Here is a 25023-nt window from a genome sequence, read left to right as displayed (position 1 = left end):
CGATGTTGACCGGATGCACCCCGTGGCCCACGGAAACAGCCAATCGGTACCGGCGACTGGGAATCTGGCGGGGGGAGCCCGTCGACGCTCTGCTGACTCACGCCGCCCGACGCGACTCCGAGGCCATCGCGCTCGTTCACGACGACCGCCGATACACCTACGGCGAACTGGAGGAGTGGGTCTTCCGCCTGGCGTCCGGGTTCGCGCGCCAGGGTGTGGCCCCCGGTGAACGCGTACTCGTGCAACTTCCGAATGTCCCGGAATTCGTTGCGGTCGTCTTCGCGCTGTTGAAACTGGGCGCCAAGCCGGTCTTCTCGTTGATCGCTCATCGGCACGCGGAGATCACCCACCTCGTGCAGCTGTCCGGCGCGACCCACTACGTGTTCCCGGATGTACACCGCAACTACGACCATCGTGAACTGGCGGTCCGTATTCAGCGTGAGAACTCCTCGCTGCAAACGCTTTTCGTGGTCGGAGAGGCTGCCGAAGGCTTGGTGGCGGTGGATGCGCTCGACGTGGACGAGAACTGGACGCCACCGCCGGCCGACCCCTCGGACGTCGCCTTCTTCCTGCTCTCCGGAGGCACCACAGCATTGCCGAAACTCGTGCCGCGGACCCATGACGATTACGCCTACCAGATCGCCCAGACGACGTCGCTGTGCGGAATCACCAATAGCGATACGTATCTGGCAGCGCTGCCCATCGAGTTCAATTTCGCCTGGGGATGTCCTGGCGTCGTCGGCACTCTGGCAGCGGGCGGCACGGTGGTGCTGTCGGATACACCGAGTCCGATGGCCTGCCTGCCGCTTGTCGAGCGCGAAGGGGTGACCTTCACCTCGTTGGTGCCGTCGGTGCTGGCACTGTGGATCGAGGTCGCGGAGTGGACTACGTCGAATCTGAGCAGCCTGCGCCTGGTACAAGTTGGTGGCGCGAAGTTGGGCAAGGATCTGGCCGCGAAGGTGATGCCCGCCCTGGATTGCGATCTTCAGCAGGTGTTCGGGATGGCGGAGGGCCTGCTCTGCTTCACGCGCGCGGAGGATCCGGTCGAGGTGAAGCTGACCACGCAGGGCAGGCCGGTGTCGTACGCGGATGAGATCAGAATCGTGGACGGAGTCGAGCTGGTGCCGCTGGGCGGAATCGGTGAGTTGGTCACACGTGGCCCGTACACGATTCGTGGGTACTATGCCGCCCCCGAACACAACTCGCGCGCTTTCACCGCGGAGGGCTTCTATCGCACCGGTGATCTCGCTCGGCTGACGCCACGCGGTGATCTGGTGATCGAGGGCCGGATCAAGGACGTCGTGATCCGAGGCGGCGACAAGATCAACGCTGCCGAGGTCGAAGAACATCTGCTCACCCACGACGCGGTCGCGGCGGTCGCGGTTGTCGGTCTGCCCGATGAGCTTTTCGGCGAACGTATCTGCGCGTTCGTCGTGGCGGCGGGCGCCGCCCCCACACCCGCGGAGCTGAGACAGGCGATGCATGCGCGCGGCGTGGCGGATTACAAGCTGCCCGATGAGGTCCGGTTCGTCGACGAGCTGCCGCTGACTCCGCTGGGCAAGGTCGACAAAAAGGCGCTGGCACACACAGGGAAAGGAGTGCCGTCGTGACGAACGGTGCTGTTCAAAGTGTTTCACCGGTCCCCGGTGAGCGCGAACTTCGAATGATTCTGGCCATCGCATTGCAGATGCCCGACCCCGCCGCACTCGACGCCGATGCGAATCTCGTTCTGCTGGGCCTGAGTTCACTCGAGATCATGCGGATGGTGGGGCACTGGAACAAGGCGGGCATTCCCGCGGACTTCGAGGTGCTGATCGACGTCCCCACCCTGGGCGCCTGGGTGACGTACTTTACCGAGCTGGAGTCCAGCCGATGACCGAGCGGGCGGTTCTGATCGAAGGCGGCTGTGTGTACCCGGCCGACCGGAGCGACTCTGTCATTTCCCGTGGCTCGGTACTCGTCGTGGGTGAGCACATCAGCGCGGTCGGATCCGTCGAAGAGGTCCGCAGCGCTGTCGCCGGACTCGACGTGGCTGTTCGCGACGATCTCGAGGTTGTCGACGCCCGCGCGATGATGGTGCTGCCCGGCTTGGTCAACGGTCACTGGCACGACATGTTCGCCATGGGCTTCCCGCTGCGTGGCGCGCTACGTCCCGCGGCTGATCGAGCCGATGAGATCGGCTTCTTCGGTGGTGGCGGCGATATGCACACCATCTCGCGGACGTTCGACTCCTTCGGCGGACTGATCGAGGCGATGACACCCGATGAGGCGTACGCCATCGCTCAGTACTCCATGTGGACGCAGCTGCGTGGTGGCGTCACCACGATCGGCGACGTCGGCTCGCTCAATCGCCCGCATGAAATGGTCAGGGCCGCACTCGATCTCGGGATTCGATACAGCACGACCACGTGGGCGGGTGACGCGGTCTGCCCGCTCGGCGGCGATCGGTACGAGCGCACGCGGGACACCGATTCAGTGCTGTCCGAGGTCGAAGACCTGCTGCGACAGTGTGACTCCGACACGACGGGCCGGATCCGATGCCGTCCGAGCATCGCCTACGTGACCAATATGACCGACGAACTCGGCCTCGGCTTCGCCGATCTCGCCCGGCGCCACAACGTGGGCTTCGCAACCCACGTCGGCGCGGTACGCAATGAACCCGAGTTGCTCCGCACGTACTACGGCACGACCGGCGTTCGACGGTTGCACGACCTCGGACTGCTGAACGACAAGCTGATGGCGGCGCACTGCGCATTCGTCGACGACGAGGAGCGGCGCCTGCTGCTCGAGGCGGGCGTCCATATCAGCCACTCACCTGGCAAGTACGGTCCCGCAGGAGAATCCGCGATCACCGAGACCGGTGCCGTGCCGGCGCTGCGGCGCGCGGGCTTGGACGTATCACTCTCCACCGACGGAGCCTCCCTTCCGAACGCCGGAATGGTCGAGACGATGCGCGCCGCATGGCTCGCCTACAACGAGATGGCCGCGAGCCAGATCGAGGTACTGCCCACCGACGCGCTGGCCATGGCGACCCGCCTTGCCGCGAAGGGCCTGCAATGGTCCGATGAGCTCGGCAGTCTGGAGCCGGGCAAGCAGGCGGACCTGGTGCTCGTGCGCGCGGACGACTGGCGCTATGTGCTCAATCCTCGACCGCTGGAGAGCTTCCTCTGGCTCGGTGGCTCCGCCGATGTGGACACCGTGATGGTTGCCGGACGGACGTTGATCGCCGGTGGAGAGCCGGTCGGCGTCTCCTATGCCGAGCTGCGCGACGGCTACCTCGATGCGCTGGGTTCCTTCACGACGCGCTGCCTGCGCGTCCCCGGCGACGTGGTCGGCGGCATCCTCGATGGGGTGGCGCGATGAAGGTGGCGGTGGTGACGGGAGCGGCCGGCGGCATAGGCGAGGAGATCGTCCGCGAACTGGCCTTCTCCGGAATCGCGGTCGCGATGGTCGACCGAGATCGAGACGCGTTGGAACGGGTGGCATCCGGGCTCGGACTCGAGAACTGCGAGTTGCTGCCCTTGGTCGCGGACGTCAGCAACGCCGAACAGGCCGAGCAGGCCGTGGTTCAGGCCGTCGATGTCCTCGGCGGGATCGACTATCTCGTCAATGCCGCTGGTGTCCTGCAGTCCGGCTGGATTACCGAAATGTCCGACAACGACTGGCATCACACCATGGCGGTCAACGTCGGCGGCGTATTTCACATGAGCCGCGCAGCCGCCAGGCACATGGTGCGCCGGTCGAGCGGAGCGATTGTCACCGTGTCCTCGAATGCCGGGTCGACCCCACGGGTCGGCATGGCCGGGTACGCGGCGTCGAAAGCCGCCGCGACCATGTTCACCCGCTGTCTCGGGCTGGAGCTGGCCAGGTACGGGATCCGCTGCAACGTAGTGGCTCCCGGTTCCACCGACACACCGATGCTGACCGCGTTGTGGAATCACGAGCAGGCTTCACGCATCGCGGTGGACGGGGTTCCGGAGGCATTCCGAGTCGGTATTCCTCTGGGCCGGGTCGCGCAGCCCGACGACATCGCCGCGGCCGTCCGCTTCTTGCTGTCCGATGCCGCAGCCCACATCACGATGCAGGAGCTCGTCGTCGACGGCGGCGCGACCCTGGGTGTCTGACCGAGCAGGAGTGTCTCCGTGGCGATTTCGCCTATTGCCCCCTACCCCATGCCGGCCGAGTCGGATCTGCCGGACAATCTCGTCGACTGGGCGATGGAGCCCCAACGAGCCGTGCTGCTCGTCCATGACATGCAGCATTACTTCCTGCAGCCGTTCGCGGAGGGCTGCGAGCCGCGCAGTGCGCTGATGCGAAACGTGCGCTGGCTACGGGAACGCTGTGAGCGGCTGGATGTTCCGGTCATCTACACGGCTCAGCCCGGCAGCATGACCCCGCAGGAGCGGGGCCTGCTCCTGGACTTCTGGGGTCCGGGCATGTCAGCGCGGCTCGAGGATCGAGGCATACCCGCGGAGATCGCCCCGGCGCTCGGCGACCCCGTCCTCACGAAGTGGCGAGCCAGCGCGTTCCATGACACCAATCTGCTCGAGCGGATGCACTACCTGGAGCGCGACCAGCTGATCATCTGCGGTGTGTACGCCCACGTCGGCGTGCTGCTGACTGCCGCTGATGCCTTCGCGAACAATATTCAGGCTTTCATGATCGCCGACGCGGTCGCCGACTTCACCCCCGAACACCACAAGATGGCGACCGAATACGTGGCGACCCGCTGTGGCCGCGTGGTGCTGACGTCACAGGTGGCGGCCGACATCGCATTTTCCGAGACGAGAGTGCCTTGACCGCGACGAACCAGCAGCGGATCGCTGAACTGGGCCTCGGCGGGCGACCGTTCGCGCTGCTGTATCGCCCGGAAAGCGGCCCCGAGACGCGTATCGAGGTCCTGCTGGGCGACATGCGTCAGGTGGGGAGTACCGCGGATCTGCCCGACGCCGACGTCGGCGGCGTGGACTGTCATCAACTGCTCGCGCTGTTGCCCTATCGAGTGGTGGGCGAACGCGGGTTCGCTCACCGGCCCGACGCGGAGCAGGTGTCGTATCTGAAGGTCGCGGAGAGCTTCGAGCTGCAGCCCGACGCGTTCCGGAAGGCCGTCGCCGATCATCGAATCGACTTGGGCGAGGGGGAGTTCGACATCAGTGACGAGGACTATGCCGCCCTGGTCGCGCGCGTGGTCGCCGAGGAGATCGGCCACGGCGCGGGAGCCAATTTCGTGCTGCGGCGGACCTGGCGGGCCAAGATCGACGACTGGGACATCGCGTCGGGTTTGGCATTGTTCGCACGCTTGCTCGCCACCGAGCGCAGCGCATACTGGACGTTCCTTGTCTACACCGGCGACCGGATGCTCATCGGCGCGAGCCCGGAACGCCACGTCAGCGTGGACCGCGGCACCGTCGCCATGACTCCCATCAGCGGCACGTACCGCTATCCGGAGGGTGGGCCGACCCCCGCGGGCGTTCTGGACTTCCTTGCCGACGGCAAGGAAGCCAATGAGCTGTACATGGTGCTCGACGAAGAGCTGAAGATGATGTGCCAAATCTGCGACGAGCCCTACGTCGAGGGCCCGGAACTGCAGGAGATGGCGCACCTCGCCCACACTCGCTATCTGATCACCGGCCGAAGCGACCGAGACTATCGAGAGGTGCTGCGGGAGACGCTGCTTGCTCCCACGGTCACCGGGAGTCCGTTGGAGAACGCGTGCCGGGTGATCGCTCGCTTCGAGCCGGACAGCCGTGGCTATTACGCCGGCGTGGTGGCACTGGTCGGCCGCGACGACAGCGGCACGCGGCGAATGGATTCTGCCATTCTGATCCGGACCGCCGATATCGACTCGACAGGCGCGATGCGAATCGGCGTGGGCGCCACGATCGTTCGCGATTCGGATCCCGCCGCCGAGGCGCTGGAGACGCGAGCCAAGGCCGCGGGCCTGCTGAATGCGCTGCGCCGCAATGCAGCGCCTCCGGGGTACGCGGGCATCGGTGACCACGTTGCCGTGCGTGAGGCATTGCGTGCGCGGAACACCCCGCTGGCGCCGCTCTGGCTGGAACCGGGTCCGGCCGCACCCGACTATGCCGGTCGCACCGCCGTGATCATCGATGGTGAGGACGCCTTCACCGCGATGGGTGCGCGGATGCTGCGCGGGCTCGGATTCGACATCACCGTCCGCAGATTCGATGTGCCGCTCGATGTTTCGCGATTCGACCTCGCTGTCGTCGGGCCGGGGCCCGGAGATCCACGTGACTTGCGCGATCCGAAGATCGCGAAGCTGCGCGAGGTCACCGAGGAACTGCTCGCGGCCCGGAGGCCGTTCTTCTCGGTGTGTCTGGGCCATCAGGTGCTGAGTACTGTGCTGGGTCTGCCGATTCGTCGCAGGGCGCTGTCGAATCAGGGCGTCCTGAGAGTGGTCGACCTGTTCGGCGCCGCCGAGCCCGTGTACTTCTACAACGCCTTCGAGGCGCACAGCGAAAGTGACGTGTTCGAGGCTCGATACGGCAGGCGCGTGATGGTGGCGCGCGACCGGTACACCGGAGAGGTCCATGGGCTGCGCGGGGACGGGTTCGCCTCATTGCAGTTTCATCCGGCATCTGTGATGTCTCGCAACGGAAGTCAGATCGTCGCGAGGCTGCTGTCGGGATTGTTAACGGAAGCTGAACTGTCTGCCCAGCACCTTGCTTAGTTGGGTGAGTGCTCACTAAACTTAGCGACATGAGCTCACCGGTAAGGACGCGCATGTCGAAGAGCGCGCGACGCGAACAGGTATTGGCCGCCGCCATAGCCGAATTCGCTGCCGGTGGCTATGCGGCGACGTCAACGGAGTCGATCGCCCTGCGGGCCGGTATCTCGCAGACCTATCTCTTCCGATTGTTCCCGACCAAGAAAGCGGTCTTCCTCGCCGCGACGAATCAAGGATTCGACGCGGTGGAGGAAGCTTTTCGCGCCGCGGCAGCGAGGAGCGTGGAAGCCGATCGCATGGACGCGATGGCCGAGGCCTACATCGATCTGCTGGGCGACCGTCAGTCGCTGACCTTCCAATTACAGGTGTACGCTGCGTCGGCTCTCGATGACGAGATCCGCGCCCTGGCGCGTGAACGATTCCATCGGCTCTATCAGACCGTGCGGGAGCTGTCCGGCAGTGATGCCGGAGGGGCGTTCGATTTCATGGCTCAGGGCATGCTGCTGAATGTCACAAGTGTGCTGGAACTGGAACTGTTGAACCCGGAAGCTGACGAGTAGCTTCCGGGTTTCTGGCGGTTTCTCAGCGCAGTCGAATTACGTACTACGCCACAATTTCCCATGAGGAACCACCATGTCGAAAATCGACTCTCGACGTGTGTTGTGGACCTTTATTGTCAGCGGAATTGCGATCTTCATGGTCTCGCTGGACAATCTGGTCGTCTTCAACGCGCTTCCTACAATTCGTTTGGAACTGCACACCGGCCTCGACGGCCTGCAGTGGATCATCAATTCCTACACTCTGACCGAAGCCGTGCTGCTGCTGGCGGGCGCGTCGCTGGGTGATCGGTTCGGTCGCAAGCGCACCTTCGCGGTCGGCATGGTCATCTTCACCGGAGCGTCCGCGGCCTGCGCCCTGTCCTCGTCGATCGGCGCGCTGATCGCTGCCCGTGCGGTGCAAGGGGTGGGTGCGGCCATCGTCATTCCGCTGACTCTGACGCTGCTCGCCCAGGCGGTTCCCCCCGCCAAGCGTGGCGCGGCCATCGGAATGTGGAGCGCCATGAGCGGTCTGGCGGTCGGCCTCGGACCGGTGGTCGGCGGCGCGATCACGAATTACGCGTCGTGGCAATGGATCTTCTGGATCAATGTGCCGATCGGCGCGGTGCTCATTCCGCTCGCCATCGCCTTGGTGGGGGAGAGCTTCGGCACGAGTTCCCGACTGGACCTGGTGGGCAACGCACTGATCGCTGTGGGTCTGCTCGGCATTGTCTTCGGCCTGATCCGGGGCAACGATCACGGATGGAGCAGCACCGGGGTGCTCGGCTCCTTGATCGGCGGCGGGCTGCTGCTGATCGCGTTCGTCGTGTGGATCAATCGCGTCGCCGAGCCGATGGTGCCGCCGGTGATCTTCACCAGCCGCGGATTCACATTGACCGCACTGGCGGCACTCGGCATGTCGGTCGGCATGTTCGGCGCGGTGTTCTTCCTGGTGCAGTTCCTGCAGTCGGTCCAGCACTACTCCGCGCTGTCGGCCGGTGTGCACACCCTGGCGTGGACGGCCATGCCGACGTTCACGGCTCCGATCGCCGGCATCCTGATCGACAAGGTCGGCGGAAAGCCTGTGCTGGTCGTTGGTCTCGTGCTGCAGGCGATCGGCTTGGGATGGCTGGCGGCGGTCACGACCCCCGATGTCGCCTTCGCGGTACTCGTACCCTCCTTCGTGATCAGCGGCGCCGGGATGGGCCTGTTCTTCCCCCCGATCGCGCGGCTCGCACTCGAATACGTCGCGCCGCAATTCGAGGGCGTCGCCTCCGGCGTTTCCAGCGCCATCCGCTACTTCGGCACGGTGCTCGGAATCGCCGTCCTGGGAGCGGTGTTCGCCGCCCATGGCAGCTACGCCGACCGGCAGTCCTTCACCGACGGCTATGTGCCCGCCCTCTGGTGGGCTTGCGGCTTCCTGACCCTGAGCGCGATCGTCGCGATCTTGCTTCCGCGCCGACCCGAGCGGGCCGAGAGCGGGGTGTCCACGGCCAGCGTGGTCGCCGAACCCTCGGATGTGCCCGAATCAGCAACGGCTCGTTGATCTCTACTGTGCGAAAGGGGCGTAACAGTGTTCGAAAAACTGGGCTACTTCATCAATCGTCGGCGATTGGTCGTGCTGGCGGTATCGGCGGCAATCGCCGTACTGTCCGGCGTCTACGGGCTCGGGGTGTTCGGCGACATGGTGCCGAACGGGTTCGAGGCGCGCGGATCCGACAGTCGCAAAGCCGCCGAACTGGCTGACAAGTCGTTCGCGCAGCGCAGTCCCGACGCGGTCGTCATCTACCGCAGCGCGGATCGCACCGTCGACGACCCTGCGTTTCGGAAGTCCGTCGAGGATGTGCTCGACGGCCTGCCTGGCGTGGCGGTCACCGGCTCGGTCGACTACTGGCGTACCGGCCTCGAGGAGCTGGTCAGTCATGACCGGCACGCGACCTACGCGCTGCTGAACTTCGTCGGGGGCGACGACAATGCCAAACAGGACAGTTACCTGAAGATCAAGGACCAGCTGTCGGCGGCGGGCCTGCAAACTTTCCGAGGCGGAAACACACCCGCCGGCTACGAGGCCGGCGATCAGGTCGGCAAGGATCTCGGCATGGCCGAGGGGCTGTCGTTCCCGGTTCTGTTCATCTGCCTGGTGATCGTGTTCGGTGGATTCGTCGCGGCCAGCCTGCCGCTCGCGGTCGGTGGTCTCTCGATTCTCGGCTCGATGGCTGTACTGCGGGTGTTCGCCCACTTCACCGACATCTCTGTGTTCGCCATGAGTCTGGTGACCATCCTCGGCCTGGCCGTCGCCATCGACTACGGCCTGTTCATCGTGAGCCGCTACCGCGAAGAGATGGAACAGGGCCATACGGGCGGCGACGCGCTGGCTCGCACCCTCGCGACCGCCGGACGCACCGTCGCCATCTCGGGCATCACGGTCGCGGTCGCACTCGCCTCGATGAGCTTCTTCCCGTTCGTGTTCCTCGAGTCGATGGCCTACGGCGGTGTCGCTGCGGTGCTGCTGTCGATGTTCTTCTCACTCGTCGCGCTGCCCGCGGCCTTGTCACTGCTGGGCCGGCGCATCAATGCGCTGTCGTTGTGGAAGCAGCGTTCGGTGATCCCGAGTGCCACCGGATTCTGGTACCGCCTGGCTCAGGGCGTCATGCGCAGACCCGTGATCGTGGCGACGGCCGCCATCGCCCTGCTGTTGGTGCTCGCATCGCCCTTGCTGCGCATCGAGTTCGGTGTGAACGACGCGCGGCAGCTGCCGGACTCCGCGCAGGGCCGCCAGGTCTTCAACATGCTCGAGAAGGACTTTCCCAGCGGCGCGGCGAAGACCATCGACGCGGTCGTGGTGCTGCCCGCGGGTGCGGACACGCCGAATCAGCAAGCGGCGCTGACGGATTACACCCACCGACTGGCCGGCGTTCCCGGCGCGAGTCGCGCGGAGATCACCGGCGCCCAGGGGACGGTCGCGCGCGTATCGGTGGCCTATGAGGGAGCGGCGGTGTCCAAGCCGAGCCGCGAGCTGCTGCACCGGCTGCGTGATCAGCCGAAACCCGCTGGCGCATCGGTGTACTTCGGCGGCGAGACCGCGACCTACGACGACACCCTCGATCGGCTCGGTGATGCGCTGCCCGCCATGCTGATCTACATCGCCATATCCACTTACCTGCTGCTGTTTCTGGCGTTCGGCTCGGTGCTGTTGCCGCTGAAGGCGATCGTGATGAACCTGTTGTCGCTCTCGGCGACGTTCGGAGCGCTGGTCTGGATCTTCCAGGACGGCCATTTCTCCGATCTGCTCGGCTTCCAGCCGACGGGCAATATCGAACCGAACATGCCGATCATGTTGTTCGCCTTGATCTTCGGACTGTCCATGGACTACGAGGTCTTCCTCCTGTCGCGGGTTCGTGAACAGTACGACGCGCTCGGCGATCCAACCGCGGCGGTGGCCACCGGCGTGCAGCGTACGGGCCGGCTCATCACCAGCGCCGCGCTGCTGATGTGCGTTCCGCTGGCAGCCATGGCCTCCAGCAAGGTCCTCACCATGATCCTGTTCGGTGTCGGCATGGTCGTCGCGATCGTGTTGGACGCCACGGTGGTTCGCATCCTGCTGGTCCCGGCCATCATGCGGCTGCTGGGCCACCTCGGCTGGTGGGCCCCGGGCCCGCTGCGACGCATCTACGACCGTTTCGGAATCCGCGAGTCGGACGGCGACATCGAGGTCGAGCAGCCCGTCACCGAACCGGAACGCGCAGCCTCCGGCACCCCGTCGTAATCACAGAACACCAACAAGAAGGAGAGGCCTGTCATGCCCGCTCTGCCCTGGACGACCGGAACCCACACCCCCGCGGCCGGCGATCAACTCCACGTTCTCACCTCGCGGCTGCCGCTCCGCAGCTACGCCGACGTGCCCCGATTTCTGTACTGGACCATGCGGATCCGCACCCAATTGCAGTCGGCGCCCGGCTGCGTCGGCTTCGCGCTGGACGCGAAGCTGCTCACCAAGACCTTCTGGACCCTGTCCGCCTGGTCGGACAAGGCGGCCATGGACAGCTTCGCGCACAGCGGTACGCACGCGAAGATGCTCGCCGACATGAAGGGCCGGATCGGCGACCCGAGCTTCGTGGATTCGGCGGCGAACACTCAGGACATCCCGCTGTCCTGGGTCGACGCTCGGGCGCGAATCCAGAAATAGCTGCCCCGAGCCCGGTAGATCCAGGAGTAGTTGTGACTCAAAAGATTCGTTTGATCACTGAATTTCCCTTCTCGGCCGGACTCCTCCACGAGGCGATGGTCAGTCCTGAATACTGGCGAGCGAGGGTGGCGGAGTTGGACGGACCGTTCGCCGAGCTGTCTGTTCGACACGATGAGGGCGACCTCATCGCCGCGGTGTCCAAACCCCTTGCTCCCGACCGTATCCCACCTCGGCTGTCGAAGGCGTGGCCGGCCGGCTTGCGTCTGAATTACTCCGAACGCTGGTCGCCGTTCTCCGACGGGTTGGCACAGGCCGAGGTGCGGGGTGCCATTTCCGCGATCGGCTCGATGTCGGGTGTCTTCGAACTGCGTGACAGTGCGGATGGCAGCATCTGTGAGTACGTGGTGACGGTCGAATCCGGAATCCCGATGGCGGGGAGGCTGATTGCCGCCGAGATCGCCAAGGGGGTCATCGAGGATTCGGGCGCGGTGGACGCGTTCACCGAGCGCTGGCTGAAGTCACGCGTGCAGGAGGCTCCCGGTGGCGCGTGACATGTTCGCCACCTGGACGCGGAGGATGCGCGCCGGCAAGCCGGGACAGCCCACCCTGGTGTGCTTTCCGCCCGCCGGCGGGGCAGCCGGTGGCTGGCGGGCCCTCGCGAACCACATTGTCGACGGTGTCGCGGTCTACGCCATTCAGTATCCGGGCCGCCGCGATCGTATCGGCGAAGCGCCGATCGGATCATTGACCGAACTGGCTGACCAGGTGGCCGAGGCACTGGAACCACTGCTCGGCGCTGAGCTGGCCTTCTTCGGTCACAGCATGGGTGCCACAGTGGCTTTCGAGACCGCCCTGCGGCTCGAGGCGCGCGGCCGGCGGTTGAGTCCCTTCTTCGTCTCCGGCCGGACTGCTCCCTCCGAGCCGCCACCGGACAAGACGATCGAGACCGACGACGCCACTCTGATCACCGAAATGGAGCGTTTGGCCAACGACCCCCGGTCGGTAGCCGTGCTGAGAACCGACGCCGCGCTGGCGGCCGCCGTGCTGCCGTCGGTCCGGAACGACTATCACGCGATCGAGAGTTATGTACACATCCCCGGCGAACCGCTGAACTGTCCCATCGTCGGGCTGACCGGCGCTGACGATCCTGTGGTCTCACCGGTCCAACTCGAACGATGGCGCGCACACACCACCGGGGCCTTCGAGTTACACATCTTCCCCGGTTCGCACTTCTATCTCGATGCTCGACCTGCGGAGATCGCCCATGTGATCAACAGCTGTATCTGAGTTGGGCGGTCGGGGCTCTGTATTCGTGAGAGGCAGGACCGAGACCAGGAGGTGACGCGGTGAGCCTTCCCCGACTCACGGCCGATGAACGTCGGCAGCAGATCACCGTCGCGGCGGTCGAGGTGTTCGGCGCTTACGGGTATGGCACGACCACAACGGACGCGATCGCTCGCGCCGTGGGTGTTTCGCAGCCGTATGTCGTCCGCCTGTTCTCCACGAAGACGGCAATCTTCGTGGCGGCCGCGGAGTATGTGTTCGACCAGATCGAACAGCGGCTGCTCGATCTGCTGGGCCAATCCAGCGTGGCGGGTGCCTCGGCGCCGCTCGAGAACTGTCGGGGACTTCTGAAAGACGAGACCACGGCACGCTTCCTCGTGCAGCTCTACGGCCTGGCCTGCGTCGACGAGGAGATCCACTCGGTGGCGAGCGAAGGATTCTCCCGGGTGTCCGTCCTGCTGCTCGACCTGCTCGGCGGCGATGTGTCCAGCGTGAACGCGCTGTTGGGCGAGATGTTGGTCCGGACCATCCATGTGCCGACTCGCGTGTCATGACTTTCTTCGTGCGTACCTCTTTGGAGGTATTGCGACTACCTCCAAAGTGGACTCCAGTCCTAGCGTCCGCGCCCATAGCCTGAATAAGTCTTGTTGCGAACGACAAAGGTTGGACATGGCCGAGGACAATGGGTACGAGCGGGTTGCCGAACTCGTCTCGTCGTGTGTGCACGGCTGTCCGGAAGCGTGGCGAAAACTGGTCGACGAGTATTCGCCGCTGATGCGGACCGTTATCGCATCATTTCGATTGTCGAAGCACGATTCTGAAGATATTTACCAGTCGACATGGGTGAACGTTGTGCGTCACCTGGGTGATCTGCGATCAACCGAACATTTGGCCGCCTGGCTGACGACAACCACGCGCCGAGAATGCTTGAAGCACACCGCGAGGGACATCAGCAGGATCACAGCCGATCTGGATGCTGTACCCGATATTGCCGTCCAGCACGATTCGATGGTCGAGCATGTCATGCGCGGTGTCGCGGTGCGCGAGGTCCGCGTCGCGCTGCGTCGGCTTCCGGTCCGGGACCAGCGTCTACTCCGGACATTGATGGCGAACACGGAACCGAGCTACGACTGTGTCAGTGCCCAATTGGGGGTTCCGCGTGGATCGATCGGGCCCTTGCGTGGACGCGCCTTGAATCGGCTGCGTGCCCTGCTCCCGCCGGATGCGGACAGCTGGGTGGCTTGATCGATCTCGATCCGGACATACTGTTGCTGAAAGGAACCACTCCGATGTCGATCGAAACTCGAACACATTCGAATGACGCTCTCGCGCCGACGCTGTCGCGGACGACATGCCGGATAGCGGGAATTCTCCTGCTGGTCATGCCGTCGGTGGAATTCGGTGGCTACTTCCTCACTTTGGTCGACACCGGAAAGGTGCCGCAGACCGCATTCCAGCAGAGCTTCGACCGTGCCGGTCACGCGCATGCGGCCGTGTTGTTGATGCTGTCGCTCGTTTCCTTGCTGCTGGCCGACGCGCTGCGGCTGACCGGATGGTTCGGTTGGGTGTCGCGGCTGGCGATTCCGGCTGCCGCAGTGCTGATTTCGGCCGGATTCTTCCTCTCGGCTCTCGGGAGCGGCCGCACCCAGCCGAACTCGCTGGTCATTGTGTTGTGGCTGGGAGTCGCCGCCTTGACCACCGGATTGATAAGTCTCGGCGTGGCTTTGCTGCGTCGCTGACACTCCCGATCACTTCTTCGACGTTCCTGCTTGGAGTAGTTCAATGTTCACGCGCATCGCCATCGTCAACCGTGGAGAGGCGGCCCGCCGTCTGATCCACGCAGTTCGGGAATTCAATGCCCAGCATCGCGATCGGGAGCCACTGCGCACGATCGCGCTCTACACCGATGGTGAGCGGCAGGCCGGGTTCGTTCTCGCCGCGGATGAGACGTACTGCCTGGGGCCGGCTTCAGCCCGACCGTACCTGGACATGGCAGTGCTCGAGCGGGCGCTGACCGAATCCGGAGCCGAGGCGGCCTGGGTCGGCTGGGGTTTCGTGGCCGAGGATCCGGCCTTCGTCGAGTTGTGCGATCGCCTGGGGATCACGTTCATCGGCCCGAGCGCCACGGCGATGCGAGCTTTGGGGGACAAGATCGGGGCAAAGCTGCTGGCCGAACAAGTCGGTGTGCCGGTGGCTGCCTGGAGCCGCGGCCCGGTTCGATCACTCGACGACGCGTTGGCCGCTGCCGAAACCATCGGATACCCGCTGATGCTCAAGGCGACCGCGGGCGGTGGTGGTCGTGGCATCCGGATCGTCACGACTCCACAGGAGCTGCGCGAGGCCTATTCGCGAACCAGCGCGGAGGCAGCGCGGTCGTTCGGCAACGGGACTGTGTTTCTGGAGCGCCTGGTTTCGGGCGCGCGGCACATCGAAGTACAGGTGATCGCCGACTCCCACGGGACGGCCTGGGCTCTGGGTGTGCGCGATTGCACCGTGCAGCGGCGCAATCAGAAGATCATCGAGGAGTCCGCGTCACCGTTGCTGAACGCGGATCAGATAGCAACGGTGAAGGATTCGGCCGAGCGTCTCGCCCTGGCGGTCGAGTACCGCGGGGCCGCCACGGTGGAATTCCTCTACCAGCCGCAGGAAGAGCTGTTCGCCTTCCTCGAGGTCAACACACGGCTGCAAGTGGAGCACCCGGTCACCGAGGTCACGACCGGAATCGACCTGGTGAAGGCGCAATTGGAGGTGGCGGCCGGATTGCCGCTGCGCGGTCGGAAGCCCGTCGAGCGTGGCCACGCGATCGAGGCCCGGCTGAACGCGGAAGACGCCGACCGCGATTTCGCCCCCGCCCCGGGCCGGATCGAGTTGCTGCGCTGGCCCGCGGGGCCCGGCATCCGCATCGACACCGGCGTCGTCGAAGGTGACGAGATCCCCCCGGACTTCGATTCGATGATCGCGAAGATCATCGCCTATGGCCGGACTCGCGGCGAGGCAATCGCCCGCTTGCGCCGGGCAGTCTCGGAGACGACAGTCATCATCGAAGGCGGCGCCACCAACAAGGGCCTGCTGATGTCGCTGCTGGAGTCCAGTGAGGTGGTGAACGCCACCGCCGACACCCGCTGGGTTGACCGGGCTCGCGCAGAAGGTGGCCTGTTCACATCCCAGCGAACCGGCGTCGTTCTCGCGGCCGCCGCCATCGCCGGGTACGAAGCGGACGAGGAAGCGCGTCGGATCTGGTTGTGGGAGACCGGGCGTGGGGGTCGTCCGCAGATCCTGGAGGAACCGCTGCGCGCTGTCGAGGTGAAGCTGGCAGGCCGGGGCTATCGGGTCAGTGCGGCCCGGACCGGTGCGAACAGCTTCCGCATCGGCATCGGCGACGACACCAACTTCGATGTCGACATCGTGCGGATCGATTCGTACACCAGCCGGCTCGGTGTCGGCGATCAGACCTATCGCGTCGTGTCGGCGACCCACGGCACTGTGCAGTTGGTCGAGATCGATGGCATCACGCACCGTGTGAGTCGTGATGAAGGGGGTGCCGTCCGCGCGCCGGCACCCGCACTGGTGGTCGCGACGCCTGTCGCCGAGGGCGTCGAAGTCACCGCGGGCACACCGGTTCTCGTGCTCGAGAGCATGAAGATGGAGACGGTGCTTCCCGCGCCGTTCGACGGACGAGTTCGCCGGCTCCTGGTGGCGGTGGGCAGCCAGGTGTCGACCGGAACCCTGCTGGCACAACTGGAGGTTCTCGACGAGAACGCCACCGAGGCACCGCAGGATCCCATCGATCTGCTGCTGCCCGTGCTCGACGAGCCCTCCGCCCCGGCGCGTGCGGCGGCGGCCCTGCGCGAGATATCCAGTGGCATACTTGGGTTCGATCGCGCCCCCGACACCGAATCGGCGGTGACGCGCTATCTGCGGGACCGAAGCAGCCTCGTCTTCGAGGCGGGAGCGCCTCTGCCGACCGAGGCCGAGCTGATCGAATCATTCTGCGACATATCGGAACTGTGCGACCCGCGCCCGGAACACGACACTCACCGGTCCCGGCGTGAGCAGCTGCACGTCTATCTGCAGAGCCTGGACGCGAACCGGGGTCCACTGACTGCCAGTTTCCAGCAGGTGCTGACCGATACGCTGCACCGCTACCGGGTGGATGATTTGGAGCGCACCCCGGCGCTGGAAGCGGCGGTCTACCGAATCGTGCTGGCTACCAAGCATTTCGATGAATCCACCCACGCGATCCAGGATCTGTTGAAGGTGTGGCTCAGCGAGCCTCGTCCACATGACGACCGGCCTCGGGCCGCGCTCGAACGGATGATCCGTGTCGGAGCCGCGCGCACGCCAGTTCTGGCCGACCTGGCTCGCAGTGTCGAATTCCGGTGGTACCTGCACCCTGAGGCCGAGGCGGCGAAAGCCGGGGCGCTGGCCGGGGTGCCCGACGAACTGCGCATCCTTGCCGGACTGCCGCACGCCCCCGAACGGACGCGGCGAATCGTGGCAATCGCGGACATCGCCGAGTCGCTGGATCACCTCGTGGTGGCCCGACTCCAGCGCAATGTCCATTTCCCGGTGGATCCGCTGCTGGAGGTGTTGTGCCGCCGCCGTTACGGCGAGCAGAACCTGGGTGAGGTTCGCACGGTCATCACCGCGGGCCGGGCCTTCGCGATCTGCGATTACGAGCTCGAGCTCCGGCCTGGCAACACTGTGCCCACGACGTGTGTAGCCACGATGGGACGGATGAGCGAACTGCGGGACGGGCCATCAGGTGCCCTCACGTCCGCACTGCTCGGCTTGCTGGAGGGAGCGCCCGCCGTCCACGTCAGGGTCGTCGATCTACTGCTGTCCTGGCAGGACGCGCCCGATTCCATCGAGGAACGGGCGCGTGGATTGCTGGACGCGTTGCAGCGCGCCGGACTGGCGCCGGCCACGCGCCGCATCACCGTGGCGCTGGCACCGCCGCACGACGGTCCCCTGGAGCACTTCACCTTCCGTGCCCGAGCCGGTGAACTGGTGGAAGACACTGTGATTCGCGGGGTGCACCCGCTGGTGGGCCGTCGCCTGCACCTGTGGCGGCTGCGCAACTTCCACCTCGACCGACTGCCGGCGCCGCCCGACATGATCGTGTACCACGCGGTCGCCAAGGACAATGCCTCCGACGAGCGTCTCGTCGCCCTCGCGCAGGTTCGCCGGTTCGAGCCGATTCGCGACGGCTCCGGCGCCATCGTCACGGCGCGTGGTGCGGAAACGGTCCTCAACGCGTGTGCCGAAGTGGTGGCGCGGGCCCGCAGAGACCTGGATCCGGTGGGGACGCGACTGGCGCTCAACCACGTGTGGCTCGATATCCGCCCGGTGATCGATGTCGATACCGCCGCCTTGGCCGACTGGCTTCACGACACCGCCCCGCAGATCGTGCGAGCCGGTATCCAGGAGGTGGTGGTGCACGGACGAGTTCGTCAACCCGACGGCAGTTACGACTTCCAGGTGACGCGCTTCCGGTACGACGTGACCGGCGGCACCGAAGTCACCGTCGACGCGCCACCCGCGGAACCCCTCGTACCGCTACGGGACTACGACCAGAAGGTGCTGCGCGTCCGGCGTCGCGGTGCTGTCTATCCTTACGAGCTGATCGACCTGGTGCGTGGCCCGAACGGAAGCTTCACCGAGCTGGATCTTCATCCCGAGCGGGACGAGCTGATCGAGGTCGACCGTCCACGCGGTCTCAACGAGGTCGGCATTGTCGTCGGTACGGTCAGCACGCCGACCCGCTTGCATCCGGAAGGCATTCGTCGAATCGTCCTCTTCGGCGATCCCTATCGGGAGCTGGGCGCGCTCGGGGAGCCGGAATGCGCCCGCATCGATGCCGCGCTCGTGCTGGCAGAGCGCGAACGGATTCCGCTCGAATGGTATTCGCTGTCTTCGGGTGCGCGAATCTCGATGGACTCCGGCACCGAGAACATGGACTGGGTGGCTCGGGTGCTGCGCCGCATCGTGCGGTTCACTCAGACTGGCGGCGAGATCAACATCGTGGTCGCGGGGATCAATGTGGGTGCCCAGCCGTACTGGAACGCCGAGGCCACCATGCTGATGCACACCCGCGGCATCCTGGTGATGACACCGGCCGGCGCCATGGTGCTCACCGGCAAGCAGTCCCTGGACTTCTCCGGCGGGGTCTCGGCGGAGGACAACTTCGGCATCGGCGGATACGCCCGAGTCATGGGTGCCAACGGCCAGGCGCAGTACTTCGCTCCGGATCTCGGCGCGGCGCGCGAGATTCTGATGAACCATTACGAGCACACCTATGTCGCTGCCGGCGATTCCGGTCCGCGGCGGGTAGTGACCGCAGACCCCGTGGATCGGGATATCACGGCATTCCCGCACCACCACCCCGACAGCGAATTCACCACGGTCGGGCAGATATTCGGGTCCGACACCAATCCCGACCGCAAGAAGCCGTTCTCGATCCGAAGCGTGCTCCGGGCGATATCCGATCAGGACTATCCGCTCTCGGAGCGCTGGGCGGACATGGCCGAGGCGGAGAACGCCGTCGTCACGGATGCTCGGATCGACGGATGGTCGGCTTGCCTGATCGGAATCGAATCGGCGCCGGTCGCGCGGCACGGGTTCCCGCCCGCCGACGGTCCCGAGTCCTTCACCGCCGGAACCCTCTTTCCGCTGTCGTCGAAGAAGGTCGCGCGGGCGATCAACGCCGCCAGTGGAAACCGCCCGGTCGTAGTGCTGGCGAACCTGTCGGGTTTCGATGGGTCGCCGGAGTCCATGCGGCGGCTCCAGTTGGAGTACGGCGCCGAAATCGGCCGCGCCATAGTCAATTTCGAGGGACGGATCGTCTTCTGTGTGATCTCGCGCTATCACGGCGGAGCCTTCGTGGTGTTCTCCAAGGCGCTCAACCCGAATATGACGGTGCTGGCTGTCGAGGGCTCGTTCGCGTCGGTGATCGGCGGTGCGCCCGCCGCGGCGGTGGTGTTCGCCCGCACCGTCGACGCCCGTACCTCGGCCGATCCACGGATCCGTGCTCTCCAAGAGGAAATAGCGACGACCGAAGACGCCGGCAAGCGGGCCGAGCTGGTCACCGACCTCGCGGCCGAACGGAAACTGGTACGGGCCGATCACTTGTCGGCCCTCGGGGCCGAATTCGACGGAGTGCACAGCATCCAGCGGGCGGTCGAGGTCGGCTCGGTCGACGCGGTCATCACTGCCACTGAACTCCGCGCCCGCATCGCCGACGCCGTCGCCACCGCGTGGCAAGCGTGAGCGTCGGGAGCGCGCGAACTTCGAGCCAGAAGGAGGAAGGCTTCCCATGACGGAAATGAAACCGATCATCTCCACCGTGTCCGACACCGCACGGTGGGTCGCAGTATATCGAGCGATCGAGTCGGAGCGCCCGGACGCACTGTTCCACGATCCACTGGCAGGCATGCTCGCAGGTAGGGTCGGGCCCGTGATCGCGGCGGAGACGACCCGCGTGATGGGCGATCACGGCTGGCCGATCGTCGCCCGTACCAAGTTGATCGACGACATGATCGGATCGGCGATCGACGGCGGTTGCGACCGGGTGATCAACCTGGCGGCAGGCTTGGACACCAGACCCTACCGACTCGATCTGCCGGCAGACCTGACCTGGATCGAGGCTGATCTGCCTGCGCTGTTGGAGGAGAAGAAGCGGGCGCTCGACTGGTACCGGCCGAGATGTCGACTCATCAGGCGCGCCGTCGACCTCTCTGATTCGGTATCGCGGCGGGCGTTCTTGAACGACGCCCTGGCCGGGGCCTCGCGCGCATTCGTGATCACCGAAGGGTTGGTCATGTATCTGCAGCCCGACGAGGTCCGACAGCTGGCAGTCGACCTCCGGCGCGAGGAGATCGCCTGGTGGGTGGTCGACATCGTGTCAGTCGTGATCGCCGAGCGGTTGGAGCGTAGTGGGAACGGCCTGTTGAAGAACGCGCCCTTCACCTTCACGCCGGCGAACGGCGTCGCGTTCTTCGAGGACGAAGGATGGGAAGTGCTCGAAATAGAGTCGATACTGCAGGCGGCGAGCCGATTTCGGCGGGTGTCTCCGATGTATCGATTCTTTTCCCGTCTGCCGCAACCGAATCCACGCAAGCCGGGCACCGTTATCCCGTGGAGCGGCGTACTCCGTTTGACCCACTGAGCCCGCCCGCTACTGCGGTCCCCTCCACTGTGCGATCTCGCACTGGTTCGGGGATCATGCCGTCCTTCTGAGCCGGTCCCGCAATCACCCTGCTGCGCGTGCGGCGCGCCGAGACAGAGCGGCGAAGGCGTCACGCAGTAAGTCCGGGCCGATGACCTCGATCTCGGTGTCGAAACGCGCCAGCGTCGCGGCGAGTGCGGCCCAGGACCAGGAACCGGTCAGCAGTCTGGTCCTGGCGGGACCGAGTTCCTCGACGATTCCGTCGCCGGCGAACGCGGCCACCTGTGCGGCGGGGAGGTCGAGGACCACCTCACCGCGACAAGGCCAGACGTTCGTACTGCCGGAGCCTCTGAACCGAGCGGACAAGAACGCGGCGACATCGCCACCCGGCACTTGCCGGGGGCTGAAGCGCGGCCCGTTGGGGACGCGCAGCACCATCCGATCGGCACGATAGATCCGCCAATCCTCGCGCTCGGGATCCCATCCGATCAAATACCAGCGTCCACCCCGGACCACGAGGTGATGAGGCTGCACCCGCCGCGCCGGCCGCAACCCGAGGCCATCCGGCTCGGCCGTCGACCGGTAGTCGAACCGCACCTCCTCCGCGGATCGGACAGCGCCGCTGAGCGCGAGCAGAATGGCGGTGTCGACCTGGGGATCGGCACCGCGACCGGCCGATTCGACCGCGGTCACGTCGAGGGCGTCGACACGCTGCCGCAGGCGGGCCGGCAGCACCTGCCGCACAGTCGCCAAAGCGCGCGCGGCGGCCTCCTCGATACCCGCACCCGTCCCGATCGCGATCCGCAACGCCACCGCGAGTGCGACCGCCTGTTCATCGTCGAACAGCAGCGGGGGCAGCTCGCTGCCCGCCTCGAGCCGATAACCGCCCTCGGGTCCCTTGACCGCCCGGACCGGGTAACCGAGCTCGCGCAGCCGATCGATGTCGCGGCGAACCGTGCGTTCGCTGACAGCCAGCCGCTCCGCGAGCAGCGGTCCCGGCCAGTCACGGCGGACCTGCAGCAACGACAGCAGCGAGAGCAGGCGGTGAGAGGTGACCTTCGAAGACGCGGTTGGCATGCTCACCAGGCTGCCAGAAATAGCGGACGTTCCCTGTCCGGTACTGCTGTCAGGGTGGCGTTGTCGCCGGAACCGTCCGGCGGCGAGACCACCTCCGAAGGGACGCGATCACGATGTCGGTACACGCTGTCGCCCATTTGAACTTCCACGGTCAGGCCCGTGCGGCCCTGGTGTTCTACCAGTCGGTGTTCGGCGGGCAGACCACCATCGCCACCTACGGCGACTTCGGGATGCCCGCCGAGTTGCCCGACGCCGCCAAGGTGGTGTTCGGCCAGGTCATCGCGGACAACGGGTTCCGGGTCATGGCCTACGACGTGCCCGGGACGGACGCACCGGTCGCCCAGGGCGCGCCCACCACCCGCCGCGAGAACGGCACCACCCTCACCGCGGAACCGTTCTTCCTCTCCGTCCGCGGCGACACGGTCGAGGAGGTCGGCGCGCTGTGGGAACGTCTCGCGGACGGGGCAAGCGTCATCGAGGAATTCGGCCCGGCGCCGTGGGCACCCGGGTTCGGGATGCTGCGCGATCGCTTCGGCATCACCTGGATCCTCGACGTCGCAGCCGAGTACGGCGGAGCCTGACGCCATTTCCCGGGGAGCGACCGATCCGGTCGCGCCCCGGGGCGCGGCTCCTGTGAAAATCCGGATAGCCAGCGGCGCAGGCGGTTTCGGGTGCTCCATGATCGCGTGCACCGCGTGTTGTCAACGCCATCGACCGATGCCCGAAAGATTCTCGCATGCTTCGGAATCCGCAAGTAGCCTGTCGCGGTCCAACAGGCAATAGGCAATAGGCAATCAGAAACCGAAAATGCAGTACGACAAGTTCTTCTGTCGGCATGGGGAGGCATCGAGAATCGGGGCCGATGGACAGCGTACAAGAGCAGATCTCACTCACCGGGTGCTGGGACGGCGTGGGCCAACCTCCGGGACACGGTTGCTACCCACGTCGCAGGGAAGACGGGGGACAAGGTCTGGGCGAGTGCGCAATTGGGACATCCGAGTGGTGCGAGGTTTAGATCCGGGCACTTCAATGACCAGGCTTGATCGGTTCCTGCGTCGGTGGACAAAGGTGCATGACAGTGGAATCCGTGTCCTGCCTGAGCCATCCAAACTGAAACATCAGTACGTCAACGGTAGGGTTACGAGCTGGAATCCGAGGGTTATCGGATTCGGATGTTGCTCTATTAGGAGATCGATGAAGTACACAAAGTTCGTGGCTACCGCATTCGTCGCCGCGGCCGCGACCGGCATTGCCGCGGGCACCGGATACGCCGTTCCGCTCGACCAGGCTCCGGTGGTGGAGCAGGCCGCGTCGCCGCTGCACGGCACCCAGCAGGGTGTCGGCTATGACGTCGTGGTGAGCGATGCCAACGACATCGTCACCAAGGTGACCGGCGGGCAGTTCAGCCTGGACGCCACCGGGCAGACGGTGTTCCTGAAGAACCAGGCCGGGGACGTCGTCACCCAGGTGCCGCTGACCGGCACGCTGGCGGGCAAGCAGTACGGGCTGACCGCGGCCATCGACACCACCGGCACCGAGCTGACGCTGACCTCGGTGTCGGCGCCGCTGGCCACCGCCAAGGACATCGACTCGCAGGGTGACTTCTTCGGGCAGCTGCAGCACGCGGCGCTGGGCGGGATCATCGGCGGCATCCTGGGCGCGTTCCTGTTCGGGATCGGCGCGATCCCGGGCGCGATCATCGGGCTGCTGGTCGTCGGCGGGCAGCCGCTGATCGATTCCGGGTCGGCCTACTTCAGCGGGCAGCCCTGAAAACGCTGATCCTCGGCGGCACCCGGGAAGCCCGGGAACTCGCCGACATCGCGTCCGGCGAGCGGGGATTCGAGATCGTGTCCTCGCTCGCCGGGCGGGTGCGCGCGCCCGTCCTGCCGGTCGGCGAGGTGCGGGTGGGCGGATTCGGGGGTGTCGAGGGGCTGCGGGAGTGGCTGTCCGGCAACGGCATCGAGGCCGTGGTGGACGCCACCCATCCGTTCGCGGGCGGGATCACCGCCAATGCGGCGGTCGCGGCGGCGGCGCTCGGACTGCCGGTGCTGCATGTGCGGCGGCCGGGCTGGATCGAGCGGTGCGGGGACCGGTGGGTGCGGGTGCCGGATCTGGAGTTGGCGGCGGAAGCCGCCGCGGCGCTGGGTAAACGGGTGTTTCTGACCATCGGCCGCCAGGGGGTGGCCGCCTTCGAGCACTCCGACGAGTGGTTCCTGATCCGGGCGATCGACCCGCCCGAGGGTGCGGTGCCCGCGCGGCACGAACTATTGCTCGCCCGTGGGCCTTTCAGCGTCGAGGACGAGATCGCACTGCTCGTCGAACGGCGCATCGACGTCCTGGTGACCAAGGACAGCGGGGGCGCGCTCACCGAGGCCAAGCTGACCGCCGCCCGGGAACTGGGCCTGGCGGTCGTGATGATCGACCGGCCGCCGCTGCCCGAAGGCGCGCGACAGGTGGAAACCGTTGCGGCCGCGTGGGATTGGCTGCGCGCCCGGCGCGACGAAGCGTAGCGGTATCGGCCGGGCGCGGATCCGGTCAGGACAGGCGGCTGGTGCGGTCCAACAGCTCCGGCAGGCGGTCGAACCATTCCAGGACGGCCCGTTCGTAGCGGATGCCGAAATCCAGTGTGGCCCGCTCGTAGGGCGACATCCGCTGCTCGTCCTGGCCGGACAGGTAGCCCGAGAGCCGCTGTTCGTGGACGGTGCGGCCGGCGGCCACGATGCGTTCCAGGCGGGCGGCGTCCACGAACTCCCCGAACGACAGGGTCAGCAGCAGCGGCACCCGGATGGTCTCCGCGCCCGGATCGCGGGCGATCCATTCGGCGAAGGCCTCCCGGCCGGCCTCGGTGATCCGGTACGGCGTGCGGTCGCGGGCGCCCGACGCGCCCTTCTCGACCAGGCCGAGGCCGTGCATGGTGGCCAGCTCGCGGTACACCTGGCTCTGAGTGATGGTCCAGAAGTCGCCGATGCGGTCCTGGGCCAACGCCACCAGATCCCACCCGGACATCTCGCCCTGGTGCAGGAATCCGAGTAGGGACGCGGCCGTCGAGTTGAGCGGGCGTCGAGCGTGATCTTCTGGCACCGGC

The 25023-nt window shown here is 66.0% G+C and carries 22 protein-coding genes; 20 read left to right on the top strand and 2 right to left on the bottom strand.

The features are described from left to right. The first annotated feature begins 2 nt into the window (after positions 1-2). The 17 genes from ACQP06_RS19380 (at position 3) to ACQP06_RS19300 (ending at position 20861) form a co-directional block, all read left to right on the top strand. On the top strand, positions 3-1610 hold the full coding sequence (locus ACQP06_RS19380) for a (2,3-dihydroxybenzoyl)adenylate synthase (RefSeq protein ID WP_433665934.1): 1608 nt from the start codon (positions 3-5) through the stop codon (positions 1608-1610). After that, positions 1607-1876: a phosphopantetheine-binding protein gene (locus ACQP06_RS19375; protein ID WP_433665933.1), complete on the top strand. Its 270-nt coding sequence runs from the start codon at positions 1607-1609 to the stop codon at positions 1874-1876. Before ACQP06_RS19380 ends, ACQP06_RS19375 begins: the two co-directional genes overlap by 4 nt. Then, on the top strand, positions 1873-3363 hold the full coding sequence (locus ACQP06_RS19370; protein ID WP_433665932.1) for an amidohydrolase family protein: 1491 nt from the start codon (positions 1873-1875) through the stop codon (positions 3361-3363). The genes ACQP06_RS19375 and ACQP06_RS19370 overlap by 4 nt, the downstream gene beginning before the upstream one ends. Continuing rightward, positions 3360-4124, top strand: a complete 765-nt coding sequence (locus ACQP06_RS19365; protein ID WP_433665931.1) for a 2,3-dihydro-2,3-dihydroxybenzoate dehydrogenase — start codon at positions 3360-3362, stop codon at positions 4122-4124. Before ACQP06_RS19370 ends, ACQP06_RS19365 begins: the two co-directional genes overlap by 4 nt. Positions 4125-4172: 48 nt before the next feature. After that, complete coding sequence (locus ACQP06_RS19360) at positions 4173-4799, top strand: isochorismatase family protein (RefSeq protein ID WP_433673369.1); 627 nt, start codon at positions 4173-4175, stop codon at positions 4797-4799. After that, entirely contained in the window at positions 4796-6691 is a 1896-nt protein-coding gene (locus ACQP06_RS19355; RefSeq protein WP_433665930.1) for an anthranilate synthase family protein, read from the top strand. Before ACQP06_RS19360 ends, ACQP06_RS19355 begins: the two co-directional genes overlap by 4 nt. Before the next feature lie 29 nt (positions 6692-6720). Continuing rightward, the gene (locus ACQP06_RS19350; protein ID WP_433665929.1) at positions 6721-7248 is read left to right on the top strand and encodes a TetR/AcrR family transcriptional regulator; all 528 of its coding nucleotides are present in this window, start codon (positions 6721-6723) and stop codon (positions 7246-7248) included. Positions 7249-7321: 73 nt separating this feature from the next. Continuing rightward, positions 7322-8770, top strand: a complete 1449-nt coding sequence (locus ACQP06_RS19345; protein WP_433665928.1) for an MFS transporter — start codon at positions 7322-7324, stop codon at positions 8768-8770. Between the two features lie 27 nt (positions 8771-8797). Further along, positions 8798-10990 (top strand): MMPL family transporter, encoded by a 2193-nt coding sequence (locus ACQP06_RS19340; RefSeq protein ID WP_433665927.1) that lies wholly within the window; start codon positions 8798-8800, stop codon positions 10988-10990. A 33-nt stretch (positions 10991-11023) separates the two neighbouring features. Beyond that, a complete protein-coding gene (locus ACQP06_RS19335; RefSeq protein WP_433665926.1) occupies positions 11024-11410 on the top strand; it encodes a hypothetical protein in 387 nt (128 codons plus the stop codon). Positions 11411-11442: 32 nt separating this feature from the next. Continuing rightward, positions 11443-11961, top strand: a complete 519-nt coding sequence (locus ACQP06_RS19330) for a DUF2505 domain-containing protein (RefSeq protein ID WP_433665925.1) — start codon at positions 11443-11445, stop codon at positions 11959-11961. Between the two features lies 1 nt (position 11962). Continuing rightward, complete coding sequence (locus ACQP06_RS19325) at positions 11963-12697, top strand: thioesterase II family protein (protein ID WP_433665924.1); 735 nt, start codon at positions 11963-11965, stop codon at positions 12695-12697. A gap of 59 nt (positions 12698-12756) precedes the next feature. After that, positions 12757-13248 (top strand): TetR/AcrR family transcriptional regulator, encoded by a 492-nt coding sequence (locus ACQP06_RS19320; protein WP_433665923.1) that lies wholly within the window; start codon positions 12757-12759, stop codon positions 13246-13248. A gap of 115 nt (positions 13249-13363) precedes the next feature. Next, a complete protein-coding gene (locus ACQP06_RS19315; RefSeq protein WP_433665922.1) occupies positions 13364-13939 on the top strand; it encodes an RNA polymerase sigma factor in 576 nt (191 codons plus the stop codon). After that, positions 13936-14433: a hypothetical protein gene (locus tag ACQP06_RS19310; RefSeq protein WP_433665921.1), complete on the top strand. Its 498-nt coding sequence runs from the start codon at positions 13936-13938 to the stop codon at positions 14431-14433. Before ACQP06_RS19315 ends, ACQP06_RS19310 begins: the two co-directional genes overlap by 4 nt. A 43-nt stretch (positions 14434-14476) precedes the next feature. Beyond that, complete coding sequence (locus tag ACQP06_RS19305; protein WP_433665920.1) at positions 14477-19963, top strand: carboxyl transferase domain-containing protein; 5487 nt, start codon at positions 14477-14479, stop codon at positions 19961-19963. Between the two features lie 46 nt (positions 19964-20009). Next, positions 20010-20861, top strand: a complete 852-nt coding sequence (locus ACQP06_RS19300; RefSeq protein WP_433665919.1) for a class I SAM-dependent methyltransferase — start codon at positions 20010-20012, stop codon at positions 20859-20861. Positions 20862-20945: 84 nt separating this feature from the next. Here the strand turns inward: ACQP06_RS19300 and ACQP06_RS19295 are convergent, their stop codons facing one another. Then, entirely contained in the window at positions 20946-21938 is a 993-nt protein-coding gene (locus ACQP06_RS19295) for a helix-turn-helix transcriptional regulator (protein WP_433665918.1), read from the bottom strand. A 113-nt stretch (positions 21939-22051) separates the two neighbouring features. On the opposite strand from ACQP06_RS19295, the gene ACQP06_RS19290 reads away from it, so the two are divergent. From ACQP06_RS19290 to ACQP06_RS19280, 3 genes are all read left to right on the top strand, one after another. Next, positions 22052-22519 carry a VOC family protein gene (locus ACQP06_RS19290; RefSeq protein ID WP_433665917.1) on the top strand — a complete coding sequence of 156 codons (468 nt, stop codon included), beginning with the start codon at positions 22052-22054 and terminating at the stop codon, positions 22517-22519. A gap of 631 nt (positions 22520-23150) precedes the next feature. Continuing rightward, complete coding sequence (locus ACQP06_RS19285) at positions 23151-23708, top strand: hypothetical protein (RefSeq protein WP_433665916.1); 558 nt, start codon at positions 23151-23153, stop codon at positions 23706-23708. After that, positions 23705-24448 carry a cobalt-precorrin-6A reductase gene (locus ACQP06_RS19280; RefSeq protein ID WP_433673368.1) on the top strand — a complete coding sequence of 248 codons (744 nt, stop codon included), beginning with the start codon at positions 23705-23707 and terminating at the stop codon, positions 24446-24448. The genes ACQP06_RS19285 and ACQP06_RS19280 overlap by 4 nt, the downstream gene beginning before the upstream one ends. A 25-nt stretch (positions 24449-24473) precedes the next feature. On the opposite strand, the gene ACQP06_RS19275 is transcribed toward ACQP06_RS19280, so the two are convergent. Then, on the bottom strand, positions 24474-25019 hold the full coding sequence (locus ACQP06_RS19275) for a PadR family transcriptional regulator (protein WP_357085706.1): 546 nt from the start codon (positions 25017-25019) through the stop codon (positions 24474-24476). Between the last annotated feature and the right edge of the window lie 4 nt (positions 25020-25023).

Source organism: Nocardia sp. CA-136227 (genome assembly GCF_050955695.1).
Lineage (GTDB): Bacteria > Actinomycetota > Actinomycetes > Mycobacteriales > Mycobacteriaceae > Nocardia.
This window is presented reverse-complemented; position numbering and strand designations above follow the sequence as displayed.

Coding starts and splice junctions, on each gene's coding strand:
- ACQP06_RS19380 (WP_433665934.1), top strand. CDS start 3: ATGTTGACCGGATGCACCCCGTGGCCCACGGAAACAGCCAATCGGTAC.
- ACQP06_RS19370 (WP_433665932.1), top strand. CDS start 1,873: ATGACCGAGCGGGCGGTTCTGATCGAAGGCGGCTGTGTGTACCCGGCC.
- ACQP06_RS19365 (WP_433665931.1), top strand. CDS start 3,360: ATGAAGGTGGCGGTGGTGACGGGAGCGGCCGGCGGCATAGGCGAGGAG.
- ACQP06_RS19360 (WP_433673369.1), top strand. CDS start 4,173: ATGCCGGCCGAGTCGGATCTGCCGGACAATCTCGTCGACTGGGCGATG.
- ACQP06_RS19350 (WP_433665929.1), top strand. CDS start 6,721: ATGAGCTCACCGGTAAGGACGCGCATGTCGAAGAGCGCGCGACGCGAA.
- ACQP06_RS19345 (WP_433665928.1), top strand. CDS start 7,322: ATGTCGAAAATCGACTCTCGACGTGTGTTGTGGACCTTTATTGTCAGC.
- ACQP06_RS19335 (WP_433665926.1), top strand. CDS start 11,024: ATGCCCGCTCTGCCCTGGACGACCGGAACCCACACCCCCGCGGCCGGC.
- ACQP06_RS19325 (WP_433665924.1), top strand. CDS start 11,963: ATGTTCGCCACCTGGACGCGGAGGATGCGCGCCGGCAAGCCGGGACAG.
- ACQP06_RS19315 (WP_433665922.1), top strand. CDS start 13,364: ATGGCCGAGGACAATGGGTACGAGCGGGTTGCCGAACTCGTCTCGTCG.
- ACQP06_RS19305 (WP_433665920.1), top strand. CDS start 14,477: ATGTTCACGCGCATCGCCATCGTCAACCGTGGAGAGGCGGCCCGCCGT.
- ACQP06_RS19300 (WP_433665919.1), top strand. CDS start 20,010: ATGACGGAAATGAAACCGATCATCTCCACCGTGTCCGACACCGCACGG.
- ACQP06_RS19295 (WP_433665918.1), bottom strand. CDS start 21,938: ATGCCAACCGCGTCTTCGAAGGTCACCTCTCACCGCCTGCTCTCGCTG.
- ACQP06_RS19290 (WP_433665917.1), top strand. CDS start 22,052: ATGTCGGTACACGCTGTCGCCCATTTGAACTTCCACGGTCAGGCCCGT.